Here is a 19,885-nt window from a genome sequence, read left to right on the forward strand (position 1 = left end):
GATTGAGGGCGTTTAGATGTTACAAGCTGCTCTAAAATTAGCATTCGTTTTTGCTTTCTTGTTGCTTTCAAGCATCCAATCTGTTTCTGCTAACCCGCTTGGCCTGAGGCCCGACGAACGTAACGCATCCATCAAGCCAACCACTAAGAAAGGTGAAACGACTTTCGGGCTTCGATACGGCGAATGCTCATCAAGGCCGTATAGTGGGGATCGGACCGAAAACGACTGCAAGAACGGTAATATACGCTCAAGCCTAAAAAAGAAATGGGTGCGTGTTGGTAGTACAGTTAGGTACAGCTTTGATTTTTGGATTGACCCAAGCATAGAGTACGCAGGTTGGAAAAACTCGAATGCAAAGGGATTTTTGCCCGGAGCTTGGGATACACGCCTTCGAATTGCCGCCTGGCTGGGCGACGGGAAGCACAATTACCTTTACCTTTTGAAACTCGACAAACGCTACGGTGTTCGCTTCGTTGGCAAGACATGCGCGAGCCCAAGCGACTTCGGGAAGTGGATTCCGTTTGAAATGACTGTCAAATGGTCGCGCACGAACGACGGGACCATGACCGTGAAATGCAACGGAAAAGTAATCTATCACGTCTCGGGAAAACCTACGACGGTTTCGACGCCACATTGCTACATAACAAACCTATGCAACCCCAAGCTTAACAACAATCCCGGACAAATAGGCTTTGAAATGGGCTTGGTGATGCAGGGATTCGGCCCAGACTGGCAGCGCTGGGGGTATTCGACGCCATTCACACCCTTCAACGGCAGCATCGTCGCGAAGTTTCGAAATGTGAAAATGAGGAAAGTCCGAATAAACTAACAGGCCGGAAAAAACTGGTTACTTCGTTGCACCCGAACCAACTTGTCATGGTTTCAAGATTTTCTGTTCACACCTGACAAACTCAAACGTCCGCTTTCATCCGCATAGCATCCCTTGAAAAAAGCGCTCGAGAGATCGTTTCCACCTCACTCCGGCCTGACCGGATACCGATCCCCCTTCTCGTCTATCAGGATCAACCGCCCTCCACTGCGCACATACAAGTCACACCGGCTGAATCCGTTGCGGTAAGCGATGCAGACACTGCCATCTTCGGCGATGGAATAGGTGCCAAAGGCCGCATCTCCGCTGGCGTAGGTATACGAGTAGGCACCTCCGGCAGAGAATGCAGCCTGACCGTCATCGTAGAAGGTGAACGTCTGGCCTGCCAACGCGTCCAGTTCTTCGGGCGACAGGGGGATGTCTTCGGGTTTGGTGGGCCATTCGGCGGCTATAGCCGGGCCAGCGAACAGCAGGGCAAGGATCAGCGTGCGTATCATGCCGCCATACTAGCCCTGCTGAAAGGAAAGAGTGGCATAACATTGAAGTGATGATCAGGCGACCATCTGCTCGGCCTTCTTCAGATCGACCGAGACCAGCTGGCTGACGCCCTGTTCCTGCATGGTCACGCCGAACAGACGGTCCATCCGCGCCATCGTTACCGCGTGGTGGGTGATGATCAGGAACCGCGTGTCGGTCTGACGGCACATCTCGTCCAGCAGGTCGCAGAAACGTGTCACGTTGGCATCGTCCAAAGGCGCGTCGACCTCGTCCAGCACGCAGATCGGCGCGGGATTGGCGAGGAAAACGCCGAAGATCAGCGCGGTCGCGGTCAGGGTCTGTTCGCCGCCCGACAACAGGCTGAGGGTCGACAGCTTCTTGCCCGGCGGCTGGCACATGATTTCCAGACCTGCATCCAGCGGATCGTCGCTTTCGACCATGACCAGATTGGCCTCACCACCGCCGAACAGATGCTTGAACAACATGGCGAAGTTCGAGTTCACCTGCTCAAACGCAGTCAGCAGACGCTCGCGCCCTTCGCGATTGAGGCTGGCAATGCCGCTGCGCAATGCCTTGATCGCCTCTTCCAAATCGGCCTTTTCAGAGTTCAGCGTGTCAAATTCTTCCTGAACCTCTTTCGCATCTTCTTCGGCGCGCAGGTTCACAGCACCCATCGCGTCGCGCTGGCGTTTGTGGCGGTTGACCTCAGCCTCCAGCGCGTCGGCCGCAGGCATTTGGTCGGGGTTCACATCCAACTGGTTCAGCAACTGGTTCGGGGTGAGTTGCTGATCTTCGGCAATGCGTTCAGCCGCCGCAGTTACCCCTTCTTTTGCGGCATCACACCGTGCCTCGGCAGCCGCTCGGGTTTCACGGGCCTCGGACGCGACGCGTTCTGCATCCCGCTCGGCCAAGACAACTTCGCGCTGCTGGGTTTCGGCCTCAGCCAGTTTATCCGCGGCCTCGGCCCGACGCGCTTCGGCCGTTTCAATCAGCTCATTGAGTTCTTCGCGCGCCTCGGCAATTTCACCGGGGGCGGCCATGGCTTCGGACAGCTCGTCTTCCGAGCTTTCCTTGCGCTCGGCCAGTTCTGAAATCCGCTTTTCGGCACTGTCCAGACGATGCCGCCAACCGCTTAGGTCTTTCGTCACCTCTTGCGTGCGCCGGGTTCGGGCCTCTCCTTCGCGGCGCAGCTCATCATGGGTCGAGCGGTGGGTCAGCATGGTGATCCGTGCGGCTTCGACCGTTTGTTTGATGTCCTCAACCTGCGCGCGAGCGCTGTCCAGATCACCCAGACCGGTCAGCGCGCCCTCGGCCTCACGCAATTGGGTACGGGCGGACATCGCGTCTTCTTTGTGGCGATCAACGGCAAGGGTCAGAGTCTCGAGCTTGCCCTGTGCCAGATTGCGGTCGGCCTCGGCCCGGCTGAGTTGCCGCGCGGTTTCGGCCATAAGCTGATCGGCGGCACGGCGGGCTTCACGCGCCCGGCGGTCTGCTTCGGTGACATCGGCCAGTTGCTGCGACAGAGCCTCATGCGCCGCGCGTGCCCCATCGGCCTGCGCCTCGGTCCGGGCTAGTTCCTGCTTCAGCGCTTCCAGCTTGTTCAATTGCTCCAACCGCAGCGCAGCCGCGCTTGGCGCGTCCTCGGCCCAGGCCCGGAACCCGTCCCAGCGCCACAAATCACCCGAGCGCGACACCAGACGTTGCCCCGGTTGCAGCGAAGCCTGCAAACGTGCGCCCTGCTCCGCGTCGACCAACCCGATCTGAGCAATCCGGCGGCTCAGACGATCCGGCCCAGAAACATGCAGCGCCAAAGGCTCTGCGCCATCCGGCAAGGGTTGATCGGCATCGTATCCGGCAACCTGAACCCAGCCGGACGGCCCATCGCCTTCGACCAGCGGCGCGCGCAGGTCATCGGCCAGCGCCGCACCCAGCGCCTTTTCGTAACCCGGCGCCACGCGCAGCAGGTCAAGCACCTGCCCGCCTTCGGCCGTATCACGCTCCACCAGTTTCGCAAGGGCCGCGGTTTCCGCCCGGATCGCTCCAAGCTCACCTTCGGCTTCGGACCGCTGGGCGCGGGCCTCGGCCTCTCGCGCCTGCGTTTCGGTGCGCAACTCATCCGCAGCGGCCAGTGCTTCTTCGGCGGCCTCGGCAGCTTCGCGGGCTTCTTCCTCACCCTCCTGAGCAGCCTCGAACGCCTCGGCTGCGCGGCTCAGCGCATCACGGGCTTCATCCACTGCGACGCGGGCTTTTTCTTCTTCGCCCTCGGACCGGGCCAGCGTCTTGCGACTATCCTCAACCAAACGCTGCGCCGATTGGTGCCGAGCGACAAGACGCGCCATATCCTCGGTTTCCTGCGAGAGGTGATCTTCGCGGTCTTGCAGAACGGACGCGGCCTCGCGCGCAATCTCGGCGGCTTCGGCGACTTTCTCGTCATGCCCTTCGGCGGCCTTGGCAAGCTCTCGCGCCTCCCACTCCAGCCGCTCGATCATCTGACCCGCATCGCGGTTCAGGCCAGCTTCACGCTCAATATCATTACCCAACTGCTGAATACGGTTCGTCAGGGTTTCGATCGTCTGCCGCGCACGGGTTTCCTGATCGGCCAGTTGGTCGCGCTGCACCTGCTGGCGCTGCAACACGGCAGCGGCAATCGCTTCTTCCTCGCGCAGAGGGGGCAGAGTTTCCTCGATCTCGGCACGCTTGGCAGCGGCTTGGCGGGCTTCAGCCTCGGCGCGGGAGGCCTCAGTAATGCGCTCGCGCAGCTTTTCTTCGGCCTGCTGACGGGCCATATCCGCCTCTTTCCAGCGGCGATACAGCAGCATCCCTTCGGCCTGCCGCAACTGTTCGCCAATCTCGCGATACCGGGCAGCCTGTCGTGCTTGTCGGGCCAACTGCGCAAGCTGCGTTCCAAGCTGTTCCAGCACGTCATCTACACGTGTCAGGTTGGATTCAGTGCCTTTCAGCTTCAACTCGGCCTCGTGCCGGCGCTGATACAGGCCCGAGATTCCCGCCGCTTCTTCCAGAATACGCCGACGCGCGCGGGGTTTGGCGTTGATCAATTCGGCGATACGGTTCTGCCCCACAAGCGCGGGTGAATGCGCACCGGTCGAGGCATCGGCAAACAACATCTGCACATCGCGCGCGCGCACATCCTTGCCATTGGTCTTATAGGCGCTGCCCACATCGCGAGTAATACGGCGCACGATTTCAAGCTGATCGGTATCGTTGAACCCTGACGGGGCCAGCCGTTCCGAGTTGTCCATGGTCAGAACAACTTCGGCAAAGTTGCGGGCGGGTCGTGTGGCCGCCCCCGCAAAAATCACGTCCTCCATCGCGCCACCGCGCATGGACTTGGGGCGATTTTCCCCCATCACCCAGCGCAACGCTTCCAGAAGATTGGACTTGCCGCAGCCATTGGGACCCACAACTCCGGTCAACCCGTCCGCGATGATCAGGTCGGTCGGATCAACAAAGCTTTTGAAGCCGGTGAGTTTGAGTTTGCTAAAGCGCAAAGGCGACGGGTCCCATGATTCCTATATCTGGAAGTCTGCGCAACAGATTGGGGTCGAGTCAACGAGCTTGCGCAGGATATGGGATATCGGCAGGAGTTATCCACAATATCTTGCTGATTTCCGCCGGTCATAGCCCGTATCAGTAGGGCGTACACTCAAAGACCTGATAACCGCCGTCACCGACACCTTCATAGATGCCAAAGTCGATACATTCGTAGTTTGGCACAGAAATCGAGGTCATTAACAAGCGTTCGCCGGCTTGACGGTCGCACCCCAATACGCCGACCGTGACGGCCGCGTCGCCCAGAACGTCAAGGACTGGGCAACCCGAAACCTGCGCCATCGCAAGGGCCGCGCGATCACGGATGGGGCCGAGGCGCGGAGCGTATTGCGTGTTGACCCGCACCGCCTCGGCCAACTCTCCTCGCACGCGCACGTCAAACACACTGCCGTTGACCGCAATCCGGGTGGCCGGAACATCGCGGAAATGCGGCGTGCCAGCCGAACACGCGGCCAACACCAACAGCAAAGTCAGAAACCGTTTCATACCCCGATCAATGGCCGGAATTGGTTAACAGACCCTTATTGCGCACTCAGGCTCGCAAGACTTTCCCCAAGCGGCGTATTCCTTCGCGAATTGTCGCCTCGTCCGAATTAGAAAAGCTCAATCGGATCGTATTTGCGCCCGAGCCATCAGGGAAAAATGCCTGACCCGGAACAAATGCCACTTTGACCGATTCCAAAGCACGGGCCAGCAATGCGGCACCGTCGGTACCGGCGGGCAGTGTCAGCCAGATAAACATCCCCCCTTCGGGCTTTGTCCACTCCACCCCTTCCGGCATGTATTGTTCCAACGCCGCAAGCATGGCACCCCGACGCGCCCCATAAGTCTGGCGCAGCATTGGGATATGTGTATCGAAACACGCCCGCGCCACCTGGTCGATCGCCATCTGGTTAATCGTTGCCGAGTGAAGATCAGCAGCCTGCTTCATCAACACCAGCTGAGAGATCACGGGCTTGGCAGCAACGACCCACCCGACCCTCAGGCCCGGCGACAGCGTCTTGGAGAAGCTGCCGCAATAGATCGTGCGACACTCTTCGATGGACCCCTTCCGCGCCAATTCCAATGCTAAAACCGGCGGGATCGCTTCCCCTTCGTATCGCAATGCCTGATACGCCCCGTCCTCGATCAAGGTACAGTTCAGGTCCTCCGCGAGATCCAGCAGAGCCTCGCGGCCACGCAAATCCACGGTCTCGCCCGTTGGGTTGGCGAAATCCGGTATCAGGTAGGCAAACTTGACCCTGCCCGCCCCGGCAGCAGCGGCGTATTCGTCAGCACCCCGGTTGCCATTAACACTCAGCCGGTCGAACCGCGGCTCATAGGCGTTGAATGCAGCCAGCGCGCCCAGATAAGTCGGCCAACCGACCAGCGCCGTATCACCGGGTGACAGATAAAGCTTGCCCAGGTAATCCAGCGCTTGCTGTGACCCGGACGTGATCAGGATATTGTCGATGTCGCAAACAATGCCGATCTCGCGCATATGGTCGACGAGCCATTCGCGCAACGGGGCATAGCCTTCACTAACCGAATACTGCAACGCCTGCGCCTGCTTATTTGGACCAAGCGCAACCTGAAAAGCCTGCGAGAATGCGTCTGCAGGAAACAAGGCCGGGTCCGGTATTCCCCCTGCAAAGGAAATAATCCCGGGCTGATCCAGCAGCTTCAGCAATTCGCGAATTTCCGACGCCTTCATGCGCGACGCCCGCGTTGCAAACAACTCGTGGTTGGTCATGAGCCTCCTCCGCTCTTGGGTGAGTGAACACTAGAGAGTCGCGCATTAATGTCAATAATGCTGACCTAATGTTTCAAGCCATATGATCTGGCCTTCTTGAACCGCCCCTCAATCCGTGGTCATATGATTTGACCAATTCTCAGAACGACATCCCCATGCCCTTTCAAAAAGTTCAGACCGAAAAGCTCTCAATAGCGGTGGTGCGGCAAATCGAATTGCTGATCCTGCGAGGCATCCTGCGCCCCGGCGAACGCCTTCCGGCCGAGCGCGAACTGGCCGAGCGACTGGGCGTGTCCCGACCGTCCTTGCGCGAAGCGATTTCCGAGTTGCAGGACCAAGGTCTGCTGACCGCCAAAGCGGGATCGGGCATCTACGTGGCCGAGGTTTTGGGATCGGCCTTTTCCCCCGCCCTGATCCGTCTGTTTGGCAGCCATGATGAGGCGGTCTCGGACTATCTGTCGTTCCGCAGGGATATGGAAGGGTTGGCAGCCGAACGCGCGGCGCGGCTGGGATCGGAAAGCGACTTGAAAGTCGTTCAGACGATCTTTGACAAGATGGAAGCGGCCCACGCCCGCAATGCCTCGGAAGACGAAGCGCATCTGGACGCCCAGTTCCATATGGCCATCATCGAGGCCAGCCACAACGTCGTGATGCTGCACATGATGCGGTCGATGTTCGACTTGCTGCGGCAAGGAGTGTTCTACAATCGCCAAATGATGTTCAACCAACGCACAACGCGTGAGGCTATTCTGGACCAGCACCGCGCCATCAACGCCGCACTACAGGCCCGTGATCCCGAAGGCGCCAGAGATGCAGTACATCGCCACCTGAGTTTTGTGCGGCAATGCATGGAAGACACCCAGAAGGCGCTTCGCAATGAGGCCATAGCTCAGCAAAGGCTGGATCACGAAACCGGACAGGCGTGAAAAACTTCCGGTAAATTGCCCCATGTTCCGGCTTCAACCAATATCGCAGCCGGTATTCCCGCGTCAGATGGGTATTGCCCTTTGCTCTGGACCTTTCCGTGAAAGTTGGACATCTAGTGCCAGAACATCTTGAACCCGTCCCGAACTGGCGACAAGGGCACTGCACATGTCTAAACTTACCTTTGGGCTTCGCACCAAAATTGACCCCTGCATAATCGTCGCCAGCAATGGCAGATCGGGCAGCACGCTGATGTTCGATGCTTTGTGGGTTGCATGCAAACGCCGGCATTGGTTCCGAAGGCCGACGGCCAGTTTTCAAGAAAGTCTGGCCTCTGCGCCTCTTGCAGCCGGCTCTCTGGTGAAGACTCACGATTATCCAGATGGGTTAAGGGGCCGCGAAAACGTCAAGGTTCTGTTCTGTTTCGGTCCGACGAAAGCGTCAGCTCTTTCCGTTTATTCAGCGGTAGAACGGTATGGGCGCGACTGGGTTGACCAGCACTTTGAACACCTTCACGCCAAGGGTCCCTTTGACGACCTGTTCAAATATGATGTCCTCAATCAAGTGGAACAGTTGAAACAGTGGGGCACGTTTCAGGAGGTTCCAGTTCTTTGCCTAAGCTATGATGCGATCTGGCGGCGGCAGAAGGATGTCGAGGATTTTCTGAATCTGAAGTTCACTTTGCCCGAACGTGTTGAGCGTGCGCGAAAGTCCATACCTGACGACTTGCTGGCAAAGGCATCTCAGGTCTATGACCCAATCGATGAAGTCGTGGCGGAGCTACCGGAACTGTTCCTAGCCTCGCCGGAACATTCGGACGTTCTGGACAGGTTGCCTGTAAAAACGCAGTCTATTTCCTAGTGAGATAAAAAAACCCGGCGCAATGGCCGGGTTTCCTTTTTAGATTTCTCTACAAGCCTAGTGCAGCTTTTCACCAACGTCCGCGATTGCGGCGTCGATCAGCTTGTTGGCTTGCGTTGCAGTCATCTGCTTGGCCAGAACCGCGTTCGCTGCAGAAACAGCGACCGTGATCGCCCGATCGCGAACCTCTTTCACAGCCGAAGCCTCAGCCGATGCGATCTGGTCCTGCGCAGCGGCCAGACGGCGTGCGATGGATTTTTCCAGATCGACCTTGGCTTGTTCTGCCGCCAGGGCCGCGTCGTCCTTCGCAGCCGCTACGATGGCGTCTGCCTGGGTCTGCACTTCACGCTGCTTGCGCTCATACGAGGCCAGCAGGCTGCGTGCTTCTTCATGCAGGGCACGGGCTTCGTCCAGTTCGGACTTGATGCCCTCGGCACGGTTGTCCAGCGCGCCCCCGATCATGCCGGGAACCTTGAAGTAGAACAGCACCGCGATGAACACGATGAAGCCCAAAAGGACCACAAAATCCGTGTTGCCAAGCGAGAAGAACGGGCCTTTGGCTGCAAAGGCCGGGCTCGCTGCGCCGAAGGTCAGGATAAGGGCAAGAATATTCCGCATGTCACTTATCCTTTCATCTGCGCGTCAACAGCACCGTCGATGGCTTTGGCATCCGCCTCGCCGCCCAGCGCAGTGACCAGTTCAGCCGCCGTGTCCTTGGCAACCACTTGAATGCTTTCCAGCGCACCGGCACGGATGTCGGCAATCGCCTTTTCCGATTCAGCCGCCTTTGCAGCGATTTCCGCATCCGCCTTGGCGATCGCGTCATCCAGACCAGCCTGGATTTCGGCACGGGCTTCGGCAGCGATACGCTGCGCTTCGGCACGGGCATCGGCCAGCGCCTTGTTATAGGCCTCTTCGGCCTCGACCGCCTTGGCCTTCAGATCTTCGGCCGCAGCCAGGTCATTTGTAATGGTCCCCTGACGCTCTGCCAGAATTGCCGCGATGCGGGGCAGAGCCACGCGGGACAGGACCAGAAAGATGACGACCAGCGTGATGACCAGCCAGAAAATCTGGTTGGGGAACCAATCGAAGCAGAGCTGCGGCATCCCGATGGCAGAGCCATGCGAGTCGACGCACGAGCCAACTACTTCTTCGCTAATGGGTTCAGTCGCCATGATGTCCTCCGTCGGAACGTTGTCTTTACAACAGGTGGGCCGCTATGGCTTGGGCCCACCTGCGCGTAAGGATCAGGTTCCGCAGATTAGACGGCGAACATCAGCAGCAGCGAGACGAGGAACGCGAAGATCCCCAGGGCTTCTGCGAATGCGATACCGATGAACAGGGTTGCGGTCTGCGAAGCAGCCGCCGAAGGGTTGCGCAGGGCGCCGGCCAGGAAGTTGCCTGCAACGTTGCCCACCCCGATTGCGGCTGCGCCGGAACCGATTGCTGCCAGGCCTGCGCCGATGTGTGCGAGATCGCCTTCCATGATGTATCTCCTTACGAATTGGAAGTTTCGATGTTGGGTGTTCGGACCTTAGTGCGACGGATGCAGAGCATCTTTCAGATAAACACAGGTCAGAATGGTGAAAACGTAGGCCTGGATAAAGGACACAAGGACCTCAAGGCCATACATTGCGGTGATCGCCAGAACGGACACGGGCGAGATCGCGGCAATCGCGGCAAAGCCTGCGAACACCTTGATCACCGCGTGGCCAGCCATGACGTTACCAGCAAGACGAATGGAGTGGCTGACCGGGCGCACGAAGTACGAGATCAGCTCGATGATCGCCAGAACCGGGCGCAGGGCCAGCGGAGCGCTGGACACCCAGAACAGGCCCAGGAACGCGGTGCCGTTCTTGACGAAACCCAGAACGGTCACGGTCAGGAACACGGCCAGCGCCAGCGGGATGGTCACGGCGAAATGCGATGTGGTGGTGAAAGATGTGGGGATCATTCCCAGGAAGTTTGCGGTCACGATGAACATGAACAGGGTCATGACATAGGGGAAGAACTTGACGCCTTCCTTGCCGCAGATGTCTTCCAGCATCTTGTAGATAAAGCCGTAAGCCAGCTCAGCGACCGACTGCATCCGCGTCGGAACGATGGCACGCTTGGACGTGCTGAGAACCAGCAGGGCAAAGATCGAGGCAATCGCCAGGAACAGCCAGAGGGTCACGTTCGTCGGCGTGTACCACGCAATCGCACCGTCGCCGAACAACGGCTTAACGATGAACTGGTCCATCGGATGGAAAACCAGGCTGCTGCCTTCTGCTGCGGTGGTCTCAGTTGCCACGTTCAGTCCCTCTCGTCCTTCTCGGCAGCCGTCGCCGCCGTTTGTTTCTCTTGAACCTCTTTCGCGCTGCGGAGCATAACCTTCACGCCCGCGACAAGGCCCAGCAATGTGAACAGCACCAGAAAGATCGGGATCGTCCCGAGCAGGCTGTCCAGCCCGTATCCGATGCCAAATCCGATCCCAAGACCGGATACCATTTCGATGACCATCCTCCAGGCAAGCTCGCCTCCGGACACGTCAGCATCTGCGCGAGGCTTGGGCGCCTTGGCCTTTTTCGCCGCCACGATCTTGGCCTCAAGCTGCGCCATACGCTGCTTTTGGTCATCATCGGTCACGAGCGTTTCCTTCGCACAGTCTTGGGTAGGGTGCTAAGGCTGACGGAGCACAGAGTCAACGGCGTTGAATGCCCGAATTGCCGCACGCTAAGATACTGTTTTTATTGTAGATGTTGTTGTAACAGCAGCCGAGCGCGCCGGCCGTGCCTGGCGACTTGCGCGCAAACATGCTGAATCCGCATATTCAACCAAATGGTTGACCAAACCCGGGCGCTGTGGTTCAGCGGAAGCATGTCCAACGATCTCGACACTGTTTTTGCGGCTCTTGCCGACCGCACCCGCCGCACCATCCTCGCCATGCTGCTTGAGGACGACATGGCCGTGACCGACGTGGCAGAGCCGTTCGAGATGTCCTTGGCGGCGATCTCAAAGCATCTGGTGATCCTGACCAAGGCGGGACTGATCAGTCAGGAAAAACGAGGACGGGTGAAGTGGTGCAAGCTCGAACCGGACGCCCTGCGCGCGGCGTCCGTCTGGATGCAAGGGTTCGGGCAGTTCGAGCCAGTAAATCTGGACGCGTTTGAACGGTTCCTCGAAGTCGAGCTACCCGCAGCCGAGGAATAACCCGGTCACCGCACGACGAAAACGGAAACGCTGGCGTGCTTGGCCAGATACCCGGCATGGCTTGAAAAGATATAGTCCATAATCCGGGGCGCATGTGTGCCGACCACGATCAGGTCCGCTCCGATCTCGTCTGCTGCCTTGGCCAAATCCCCATCCACCTCGGCCGCGACGTCAACCGAGTGGATATTGCGAAAGCCAACTTCCGTCCCGCTGTTTTTGGCCAGATGGTCGGCGAATTCGCGCAGGTTCTCGGTGATTGTGGCGTCGGTTTGAACCGGGTCGCCGGGTTGGGTTCCGGTCACGCTGACGACAGTGATTTTGGCACCTTGCCATTTGGCGATCTCGGCGGCGACATCGGCGGCCTTGCGAACCTCGGGCGGCAAATGCAAATCCACCGGGAACATAATGTGGTTGTACATGGTGCAATCCTCCTCAGCCGAAGCATAGGAAAATCCGCATGTATCAGCTTTGATCTGCCTCAAGGGTTGGGCGTTGGCCAGGTTGATCGTCCGGCCGCAACAACATGAGAAGCGCGACGCAGGTCAGAACTACACCAACAAGGATCAACGCAACCGGCGCACCATTCCCCAACGCAATTTCCCACAAGATCACCCAACTGGGTACAAGATACGTATATGCCATCACCTTTGCAGACGGCAGACGCAATGCCGAGAACTGAACCAGCACAAAGCTGGCGGCTGTGGCAAAGATAGAAACATACAGCAATCCGACCCATACAATTACTGGCAGGTTCGCCCAGTCCGTTGCGCGAATGTCGGCCCAGCCGTAAAGCGTCAGCAATAGGCACCCGGCCAACAACGTCCCAAAGGTGAACACGACCGCCGGCTCTCCGCGGTTGAGCTTGCGCACCATGGGCGTATAGATCGCGTGGGCGACGCACCCCCAGAAGTAGATGATTTCTCCGGTCCCGATCTGGAAGGCCGCGAACGCCTGCCAATCCGCCCTGAAAATAACCCAAAGCGCACCAACTGCTCCGATGGTAAGCGCCAAGGCCATTCGAGGTGTGGTCACCTGCCGAAGCAAAACCCAACCCGCCAAGGCAGACAAAACCGGCGTCAAGGTAAAGACTGCCGCTGCACTGACAGGGGGCGCAGTTTTCAGGCCGTGGAACATAAGGACAAAATATGTGGCGAACAGCCCACCCAGAACCAGATAGCGCCAAGGCGCTTGTGCGGCGCTGCGCGGCAGACCGGTTGTAAAAAGCGCAGCGACCCCGATCACAACCGCAGCAATGGCAAATCGTGCGGCCGTCACTGCCTCGGGCGCGATCTGGTTGGCGATCATGGCACCAAGCGAAAAGCTACCCGCGACCAAAGCAGAAAAGACAAGCATGGCCAGATGGCCGCGTGCCTGAGCGCTCACGGCAGCCAATCCCTGGATTGTTCTTTCAGATAGGTCAGGAACGCCTGCACCTTGGTCGTGCGATGCAGGTCGACATGCGTCACCAACCACAAATTTCCAAACCATTCGGGCAAGGGATCAATGACCTCGACCAGATTTGGATCACGGGCGGCCTCCCAACGGGCCATGAAACCGATGCCCGCACCGGATAGCACTGCCTCGCGGATGCAAAAGTTATTGGTGCAGCGGAACGTGATCTGTCCCAGCGGAACTGTCTGCCGCAGCCAGCGCGAAAACGGGGCGCGACTGTTTTCATCATCGGTACTGACGAAATGATGCTCTGCAAAATCCTCAACGCTTGAGGGTTTACCGTTACGGTCGATGTAATCCACGCTGGCATAAAGCCCGACTTCCTGTGTGATGAAGGGCTGCACAACATTGTCTGGCTGATCAGGGGCTGAACCTGCACGGATCGCCACATGCGCCTCACCATATTCCAGCCGGAACAATCTGTCCCCGGTCAGGTACCGCACGATCAATTCCGGGTGCAGGCGCTGAAACTCGCTCAGAACGGGGACGACCAATGGCGCCAGAGAAGACAGGGACGTTACGACCAACTCGCCCGACACATCATCCCCGCGCCCCTTCATGCGCCCGACCAATTGGTTGAACTGATCTTCGGTTGCCTGAGCGACACGCAGCAGGTCTTCTCCGGCCTCGGTTGGGGTGTAACCGCGCGCATGACGTTGGAACAGCTTGACACCCAACCGCGCCTCGATTGCGTCGATATGCCGAATGACCGTGGCGTGATGTACCCCCAGAACCTCGGCCGCGCCGCTGACAGTGCCCATCCGCGCGACCTGATAGGCGGTTCTCACTTCATCCCAGTTGTCCATTGCATCTGTTCCATTGTGCAAATTTTAACACTCACTGTTGGAGTATCAGAGTTTTGTTCGCCTGCGCAACATTCATATTGGGACCAGAGCCAAAAACCGCACTCAATAAGGACTGAACCCAATGACCAAAACTATCCTGCATATCGACGCTTCGGCCCGCCGCGAAGGGTCTGCCACCCGCGAACTGTCGAACCGGATCGTCAAGCACCTAAACGCCGGTCGTATCATTCGCCGTGATCTGGCGACTCCGCTGCCGCTTTTGACCGAGGACTGGATTGCCGCGAACTTCACGCCAGCCGATCAGCGCGACGAGGTTCAGCGCGACCAGCTTGCCCTGTCCGACGATCTGGTTACAGAATTGCAGCAGGCGGACACGATCGTCATCGGCCTGCCGATCTACAACTTCTCGGTCCCTGCGGCGTTCAAGGCATGGATTGACCTTGTGGCCCGGGTTGGACTGACCTTTTCCTATACCGAAAACGGCCCCAAAGGGCTGCTGGAAGGCAAGCGTGCAGTACTGGCCATCGCGTCGGGCGGAACAGCCGTGGGGTCGGACATCGACTTTGCCACAGACTACGCCAAACACGTGCTGGGCTTTATCGGCATAAACAATGTCGATGTTGTCGCCGCTGATCGGATGGCACTGGACGCCGAAGCCGCGCTGAACAACGCACGTCAGGCGGTTTCCGAGCTGGCCGCCTGATTGACCTCTGGATTTTGCGTATCCGAACGTCCAGTCTGCAATGAAACAGGATTGTGCAGGCTGGGCGTTCGTTATGAAGAAAATAGGAATTTTGGGCGGTGTGGGCTGGGCCTCGACCGTTGATTATTACAGGGCCATTGCTCAGGGTGCCGGGCAATATTTTGCAGAACGTGGTCACGGGTCCCCTCTGCCGATCCCGCCCATGACAATCGAATCCGTCACTCAGGCCAAGACCCGGTCGCTGAGAGGCGTAGCGGGGGATGAGGAAAGCTGGGCCGCCTTCGACGCAGTCTTTCGCAAGGCCTTGCTGACGCTGGAAAGCGCGGGCTGCAATTTCGGCATCATTGCCTCTAACACGCCGCATATGCGCCTGCACGCGATCCGACAGGGCGTTTCCATGCCCATCCTCAGTGTTTTCGATGCCGCAGCCCAAGCGACCGCCGCGACCGGAGCCACACAAGCCCTTGTTCTGGGCACGACTGTTACGATGCAGGCACCGAACTATGCCGACAGGCTGGCCGAAGCTCAGATCAACGCCAATGCGCCCCTTCCGGACGCCGAAATTGCCGAGATGCAAAACATGATCGACACGGATTTCTACGGTGGCGCATCAGAAACGGCGCGCGCCCGGCTGGTGGCTTTTTGCAACAAGCATGCCAAGCCGGGCACCGCGATCCTACTGGCCTGCACCGAACTGCCACTGGCCTTCCCCGGCAATCTGGACGACGCCGTGTTCGAGGCGGACGGACATCTTTTCGTCAACCCCTCGGCAGCGCATGTCGCCGCAGCGTTGAAAGAGGCGCTTGAAGGTTGATCACGGCAGCCAAGTCACGTCGCAGCCAATACGGTCGAAAAACGCCATCAGGTCCGTGCGTTTCATTGCAACGGTGCGATCATTGACGAGCGGGTGCATATAGATCACGTCGGCCGTCTGCCCCGCTGCGTCCATAAAGAACCGGACGTTGTTTTCCACACCGTTTATCATCGCCAGCGGGCTGACCGCACCGGGCCGAATACCAAGATTCTGCATCAGCCGATCCGCCGAGCCGAACGAAAGGTTCCCGACGCCCAGCTCTGCGCCCAGCGCCTTGAGGTCGATCTCGCGGCTCTGTTCCAGCGTCACCAGATAGTTCCGTTTTTTCTTGTCGCGCAGATAGAGGTTCTTGAGCCGCAGCGCATTCTCACCGGGGACCATGAACTGATCTTCTACCGCCTTTGACTCCTCTACCGTGCGCAGAGGGACATGCGTGTGCAGCGTGTAGGCCAGCCCCCACTCATCCAATTTGGCCAACAGCGCGTCAGAGCTGAGCGGCAATGTATCCTGAAAGGCGGATGAGGCGTCCATTGTTCTCTCCTGATTTTCTAAGCTCATCGCGCACCGTGGCGGCAGTTTCAAGCCACGACAGCGCGGAAATGCGTGAGCGGCCAGCCATGAAAGTGACGCGCAACGCACCGAACCAACTGATCCTGTCCAACAGGCCGTGGCTGATTGGCTCTATTCTGGTCTTCTTCATTATCTGATTTGTCGTGGGCGGCCTCTTGCCCCCCAACAAAGGCATAAGCGCTGGACGTCACCTCATTGTCAGCGGTACCAGATCGCATCGGTTGGTTGATACTATCCATGACTGGCTTCCGGCACGCACGGTTGACTCTGACAATCAATCGGCCTAAAGCCCCCTCCAAACATCCGGAAGCCTCTTGATCTTCCGGTCCCTTGAGTCGTTCAGGGATCGCCCCCCACCAGCGAGTTTCGCCCGTGGGGGCAATTGTGTATTTAACCGGCGTTTCCTACTTAGGAAGGGCCACGAGATAACCGGCTAAGGAGGCCGAAGGCATGTTTGAAAATCTATCCGAACGCCTTTCCGGCGTCTTCGACCGGCTGACGAAACAGGGTGCGCTGTCCGAGGAAGACGTCAAGACCGCCCTGCGCGAAGTGCGGGTTGCGCTGCTTGAGGCCGACGTCTCGCTGCCAGTCGCGCGCGAGTTCGTCAAGAAAGTGCAGGAACAGGCGACCGGTCAGGCTGTGACCAAATCGATCACCCCCGGCCAGCAGGTCGTCAAGATCGTACACGACGCGCTGGTCGATACCCTGCGCGGCGAGGAAGACCCCGGCAAGCTGAAGATCGACAACCCACCTGCGCCGATCCTGATGGTCGGCCTGCAAGGCTCGGGTAAGACGACCACAACCGGTAAGCTGGCCAAACGTCTAAAAGAGAAAGAGGGCAAGAAGGTCCTCATGGCCTCGCTCGACGTCTATCGCCCGGCGGCGATGGATCAGTTGGCCGTTCTGGGCACGCAGGTCGGCGTCGATACCCTGCCGATCGTTCCGGGCCAGAAGCCCGTCGACATCGCCAAACGCGCCAAGCAACAGGCGACGCTGGGCGGCTATGACGTCTATATGCTGGATACCGCAGGCCGTCTGCACATCGACGAAGTCCTGATGGACGAGGTCGAGCAGGTCCGCAACGCGGTCGACCCGCGCGAGACCCTGCTGGTGGTCGATGGCCTCACCGGTCAAGTCGCCGTTGAAGTGGCCGAGGAGTTCGACGCCAAGGTCGGCATCTCGGGCGTGGTCCTGACCCGGATGGACGGTGACGGGCGCGGCGGTGCGGCGCTGTCGATGCGCGCGGTCACCGGTAAGCCGATCCGCTTTGTCGGTCTGGGCGAGAAGATGGACGCGCTCGAAACCTTCGAGCCGGACCGGATCGCCGGTCGTATTCTGGGCATGGGCGACATCGTTGCTCTGGTCGAAAAGGCCCAGGAAACGATGGAGATGGAACAGACCGAGCGCATGATGAAGCGCATGGTCAAGGGTCAGTTCAACATGAACGACCTGAAGATGCAGCTTGAGCAGATGATCCAGATGGGCGGCATGCAGGGCATGATGGGCATGATGCCGGGCATGGGCAAGATGGCCAAGCAGGTCGAAGAAGCAGGCATGGACGACAAGGTGCTCAAGCGCCAGATCGCCATGATCCAGTCCATGACCAAACGCGAACGCGCCAATCCGCAGCTATTGCAGGCCAGCCGCAAGAAACGCATCGCCGCCGGTTCGGGGATGGAGGTCAGCGACCTCAACAAGCTGCTCAAGATGCACCGGCAGATGTCGGACATGATGAAGAAGATGGGCAAGATGGGCAAAGGCAAGATGCTGAAACAGGCCATGAAAGGCATGTTCGGCAAAGGCGGCCCTTCGCCCGAGGAAATGGCTGCGGGTATGGACCCAAAAGCGCTGGAACAGGCGGCCAAGGCGATGGGCAAGATGCCCGGTGGAATGCCCGGAATGGGCGGCGGAATGGCCCTGCCTCCGGGCCTGAGCGGATTTGGCAAGAAGAAGTGAACCTGATCGAGCAACATATCCCCCGGCTTGAGACCGAGCGCCTGATCCTGCGCGCGCCGTCCGAGGCTGATCTGGACGCGGACGCTGTTTTCTTTGCCAGTGATGCGTCTCGATTTGTCGGCGGCCCGCTGCGGCGGGATGAGACATGGCGGTCGATCGCGATGCTGCTGGGTCATTGGGCAATCCGCGGTTTTGGCTTCTGGGGCGTTGAGGAAAAGGATACCGGCGGATACGTAGGCCGCGTCGGTTTGTGGTTTCCCGATGGCTGGCCCGAGCCCGAGATTGGCTGGACTCTGATGACCGGCGCCACCGGCAAAGGCTATGCGACCGAGGCCGCAATGGCCGCACGCACCCATGCCTATGATGTGTTGGGTTGGGATACGGCGATTTCGCTGATCGACCCGGACAACCACGCAAGCAAGGCCGTGGCCAAACGGCTGGGGGCTGCGTTCGACTATCACTATGAACACCCGAAATTCGGCACATCCGAGATCTGGCGGCACCCTGCCCCCGCCGATCTGGTAAATGGCGGCATGGAGGCTTACGCATGACCAACCCCGTGACACAGGCCGCCGCGCTGTTGAAAGAACACCGCGAAAGCATCGACCGGCTGGACGCGATCCTTGTCTATACGCTGGGCGAGCGGTTCAAGCACACGCAGGCTGTTGGCAAGCTCAAGGCCGAACACGACCTTCCCCCGTCCGATCCCACGCGCGAGGCCGCGCAGATCGCACGGTTAGAAGACCTGGCGAAACAGGCCGATCTGGACCCTGACTTCGCCAAGGCTTTCCTGAATTTCATCATTCAGGAAGTCATCCGACACCACCGGAAACATCAGGAATAAACGCCCGTTTCCACGAATACCAAGAATAGCCGGACAAGACCCCGGTCTTTACAAATACACGCCTCTGGCGTGATGCCATTCAAAGGAGATACCACCATGGCAATGAAAATTCGTCTCGCCCGCGGCGGCTCAAAAAAGCGTCCCTTCTATCGCATCGTAGCGGCCGACAGCCGTATGCCCCGCGACGGCCGTTTCATCGAGAAACTGGGAACCTACAACCCGCTGCTGCCCAAAGACAGCGAAGAGCGCGTGAAAATGAACATGGAGCGCATCCAGTACTGGCTGGATCAGGGCGCGCAGCCCACCGACCGGATCGCACGTATGCTGGAAGCTGCCGGCACCCGCGAAAAGGCCGAGCGCAACAACCCCAACAAGGGTACTCCGGGCAAGAAAGCCCAAGAGCGCGCCGAAGAAAAAGCGGCCAAGGCTGCTGAAGCGGCAGAAGCTGCTGCTGCACCGGCTGAAGAAGCGGCTGCAGAAGAATAAGCAGGCAGGCGCGTGCGGGATCAGACCTTCACCGACGATTTTCGCACGCAGTTTGACCTGTTGTTGCGGCTCCGGCGCGATGTGCGTCGGTTCCGCGCCGACGCGATTGACGAGGCAGTGCTGACGCGCTGCCTCGACGCGTTTCGACTGGCCCCTTCAGTGGGGCTGAGCGAACCCTGGCGCGTGATCCGCGTCGAAAGTCAGGCCGCGCGCGACGCGGCGCTGCGAAATTTTCAAACCGCCAATGCACAGGCGCTGGAAGGCTATTCCGGCGAGAAGGCGCAGCTTTACAGTCGTCTGAAACTGTCAGGCATGCGCGAAGCACCGGTGCAACTGGCTGTGTTCTGCGACGACGCTACCGACAAAGGGCAGGGTCTGGGCGCAGGCACCATGCCCGAAATGCGGCGCTATTCCGTGGTCTCGGCCATCACCCTGTTCTGGCTGACCCTGCGGACCGAGGGGTTGGGACTGGGCTGGGTTTCGATCCTGGACCCCGACCAAATGGCGCGCGATCTGAACGTGCCCGACGACTGGCGGCTGATCGGCTATTTCTGCGTAGGCTGGCCCGAGGCACCGTCGGACACCCCAGAACTGGAACAAGTTGGCTGGGAATGCCGCGACGACACTTTGCCTGTTGAGGTTCGGTAA

General features: G+C 59.1%; 25 protein-coding genes. 12 read left to right on the forward strand and 13 right to left on the reverse strand.

Annotated features, from left to right (window positions below):
• Positions 1-16 precede the first annotated feature (16 nt).
• Positions 17-829, forward strand: a complete 813-nt coding sequence (locus tag ACR0KS_RS18475) for a polysaccharide lyase family protein (protein ID WP_170567778.1) — start codon at positions 17-19, stop codon at positions 827-829.
• A gap of 146 nt (positions 830-975) precedes the next feature.
• On the opposite strand, the gene ACR0KS_RS18480 is transcribed toward ACR0KS_RS18475, so the two are convergent.
• From ACR0KS_RS18480 to ACR0KS_RS18495, 4 genes are all read right to left on the reverse strand, one after another.
• Positions 976-1,326, reverse strand: a complete 351-nt coding sequence (locus ACR0KS_RS18480) for a hypothetical protein (protein WP_170388199.1) — start codon at positions 1,324-1,326, stop codon at positions 976-978.
• Positions 1,327-1,380: 54 nt separating this feature from the next.
• Positions 1,381-4,836, reverse strand: coding sequence for an AAA family ATPase (locus tag ACR0KS_RS18485; RefSeq protein WP_170567780.1), 3,456 nt, complete (start codon positions 4,834-4,836; stop codon positions 1,381-1,383).
• Between the two features lie 139 nt (positions 4,837-4,975).
• Positions 4,976-5,383, reverse strand: a complete 408-nt coding sequence (locus ACR0KS_RS18490; RefSeq protein ID WP_170567782.1) for a hypothetical protein — start codon at positions 5,381-5,383, stop codon at positions 4,976-4,978.
• Between the two features lie 46 nt (positions 5,384-5,429).
• Complete coding sequence (locus ACR0KS_RS18495; protein WP_170567784.1) at positions 5,430-6,629, reverse strand: aminotransferase-like domain-containing protein; 1,200 nt, start codon at positions 6,627-6,629, stop codon at positions 5,430-5,432.
• Positions 6,630-6,784: 155 nt separating this feature from the next.
• Here ACR0KS_RS18495 and ACR0KS_RS18500 point away from each other — a divergent pair, with 155 nt between their 5' ends.
• Entirely contained in the window at positions 6,785-7,555 is a 771-nt protein-coding gene (locus ACR0KS_RS18500; RefSeq protein ID WP_170388195.1) for an FCD domain-containing protein, read from the forward strand.
• 166 nt (positions 7,556-7,721) lie between these two features.
• Positions 7,722-8,414, forward strand: coding sequence for a hypothetical protein (locus tag ACR0KS_RS18505; protein ID WP_170567786.1), 693 nt, complete (start codon positions 7,722-7,724; stop codon positions 8,412-8,414).
• A 57-nt stretch (positions 8,415-8,471) separates the two neighbouring features.
• Here ACR0KS_RS18505 and ACR0KS_RS18510 read toward each other — a convergent pair whose 3' ends face one another.
• The 5 genes from ACR0KS_RS18510 to ACR0KS_RS18530 form a co-directional block, all read right to left on the reverse strand.
• Complete coding sequence (locus tag ACR0KS_RS18510; RefSeq protein ID WP_170567788.1) at positions 8,472-9,032, reverse strand: F0F1 ATP synthase subunit B; 561 nt, start codon at positions 9,030-9,032, stop codon at positions 8,472-8,474.
• A 5-nt stretch (positions 9,033-9,037) separates the two neighbouring features.
• Positions 9,038-9,589, reverse strand: coding sequence for a F0F1 ATP synthase subunit B' (locus ACR0KS_RS18515; protein WP_170388190.1), 552 nt, complete (start codon positions 9,587-9,589; stop codon positions 9,038-9,040).
• 86 nt (positions 9,590-9,675) lie between these two features.
• Positions 9,676-9,900, reverse strand: a complete 225-nt coding sequence (locus ACR0KS_RS18520; protein WP_005981269.1) for a F0F1 ATP synthase subunit C — start codon at positions 9,898-9,900, stop codon at positions 9,676-9,678.
• A 48-nt stretch (positions 9,901-9,948) separates the two neighbouring features.
• Complete coding sequence (locus tag ACR0KS_RS18525) at positions 9,949-10,707, reverse strand: F0F1 ATP synthase subunit A (RefSeq protein WP_170567790.1); 759 nt, start codon at positions 10,705-10,707, stop codon at positions 9,949-9,951.
• A gap of 2 nt (positions 10,708-10,709) precedes the next feature.
• Positions 10,710-11,042: an AtpZ/AtpI family protein gene (locus ACR0KS_RS18530; RefSeq protein ID WP_170418140.1), complete on the reverse strand. Its 333-nt coding sequence runs from the start codon at positions 11,040-11,042 to the stop codon at positions 10,710-10,712.
• Between the two features lie 231 nt (positions 11,043-11,273).
• On the opposite strand from ACR0KS_RS18530, the gene ACR0KS_RS18535 reads away from it, so the two are divergent.
• The gene (locus tag ACR0KS_RS18535) at positions 11,274-11,606 is read left to right on the forward strand and encodes a metalloregulator ArsR/SmtB family transcription factor (protein WP_170567792.1); all 333 of its coding nucleotides are present in this window, start codon (positions 11,274-11,276) and stop codon (positions 11,604-11,606) included.
• Between the two features lie 5 nt (positions 11,607-11,611).
• Here the strand turns inward: ACR0KS_RS18535 and ACR0KS_RS18540 are convergent, their stop codons facing one another.
• The 3 genes from ACR0KS_RS18540 to ACR0KS_RS18550 are packed head-to-tail and all read right to left on the reverse strand — an operon-like array spanning position 11,612 to position 13,864.
• Positions 11,612-12,025, reverse strand: a complete 414-nt coding sequence (locus tag ACR0KS_RS18540; protein WP_170388183.1) for a universal stress protein — start codon at positions 12,023-12,025, stop codon at positions 11,612-11,614.
• Between the two features lie 43 nt (positions 12,026-12,068).
• Complete coding sequence (locus ACR0KS_RS18545) at positions 12,069-12,989, reverse strand: DMT family transporter (protein WP_170567794.1); 921 nt, start codon at positions 12,987-12,989, stop codon at positions 12,069-12,071.
• Positions 12,986-13,864 (reverse strand): LysR family transcriptional regulator, encoded by an 879-nt coding sequence (locus ACR0KS_RS18550; protein WP_170567796.1) that lies wholly within the window; start codon positions 13,862-13,864, stop codon positions 12,986-12,988. Before ACR0KS_RS18550 ends, ACR0KS_RS18545 begins: the two co-directional genes overlap by 4 nt.
• 121 nt (positions 13,865-13,985) lie before the next feature.
• Here ACR0KS_RS18550 and ACR0KS_RS18555 point away from each other — a divergent pair, with 121 nt between their 5' ends.
• On the forward strand, positions 13,986-14,567 hold the full coding sequence (locus ACR0KS_RS18555) for an NAD(P)H-dependent oxidoreductase (protein ID WP_170567798.1): 582 nt from the start codon (positions 13,986-13,988) through the stop codon (positions 14,565-14,567).
• Between the two features lie 73 nt (positions 14,568-14,640).
• Entirely contained in the window at positions 14,641-15,381 is a 741-nt protein-coding gene (locus ACR0KS_RS18560; RefSeq protein ID WP_170567800.1) for an aspartate/glutamate racemase family protein, read from the forward strand.
• Here the strand turns inward: ACR0KS_RS18560 and ACR0KS_RS18565 are convergent, their stop codons facing one another.
• Entirely contained in the window at positions 15,382-15,912 is a 531-nt protein-coding gene (locus ACR0KS_RS18565) for a prolyl-tRNA synthetase associated domain-containing protein (protein WP_170567802.1), read from the reverse strand.
• Between ACR0KS_RS18565 and ACR0KS_RS18570 the strand changes: the two genes are divergently transcribed.
• From ACR0KS_RS18570 to bluB, 6 genes are all read left to right on the forward strand, one after another.
• Positions 15,912-16,088 carry a hypothetical protein gene (locus ACR0KS_RS18570; RefSeq protein WP_480693296.1) on the forward strand — a complete coding sequence of 59 codons (177 nt, stop codon included), beginning with the start codon at positions 15,912-15,914 and terminating at the stop codon, positions 16,086-16,088. The two genes, ACR0KS_RS18565 and ACR0KS_RS18570, sit on opposite strands and share 1 nt — an antisense overlap.
• Positions 16,089-16,401: 313 nt before the next feature.
• Positions 16,402-17,907: a signal recognition particle protein gene (gene ffh / locus ACR0KS_RS18575; protein ID WP_170418150.1), complete on the forward strand. Its 1,506-nt coding sequence runs from the start codon at positions 16,402-16,404 to the stop codon at positions 17,905-17,907.
• Entirely contained in the window at positions 17,904-18,458 is a 555-nt protein-coding gene (locus ACR0KS_RS18580; protein WP_170567804.1) for a GNAT family N-acetyltransferase, read from the forward strand. Before ffh ends, ACR0KS_RS18580 begins: the two co-directional genes overlap by 4 nt.
• Positions 18,455-18,751, forward strand: coding sequence for a chorismate mutase (locus ACR0KS_RS18585; protein ID WP_170388166.1), 297 nt, complete (start codon positions 18,455-18,457; stop codon positions 18,749-18,751). Before ACR0KS_RS18580 ends, ACR0KS_RS18585 begins: the two co-directional genes overlap by 4 nt.
• Before the next feature lie 96 nt (positions 18,752-18,847).
• The gene (rpsP, locus tag ACR0KS_RS18590) at positions 18,848-19,237 is read left to right on the forward strand and encodes a 30S ribosomal protein S16 (RefSeq protein WP_170388164.1); all 390 of its coding nucleotides are present in this window, start codon (positions 18,848-18,850) and stop codon (positions 19,235-19,237) included.
• Positions 19,238-19,249: 12 nt separating this feature from the next.
• Positions 19,250-19,885, forward strand: coding sequence for a 5,6-dimethylbenzimidazole synthase (gene bluB, locus ACR0KS_RS18595; RefSeq protein WP_170567806.1), 636 nt, complete (start codon positions 19,250-19,252; stop codon positions 19,883-19,885).

This window comes from Ruegeria sp. BC7 (assembly GCF_056539165.1).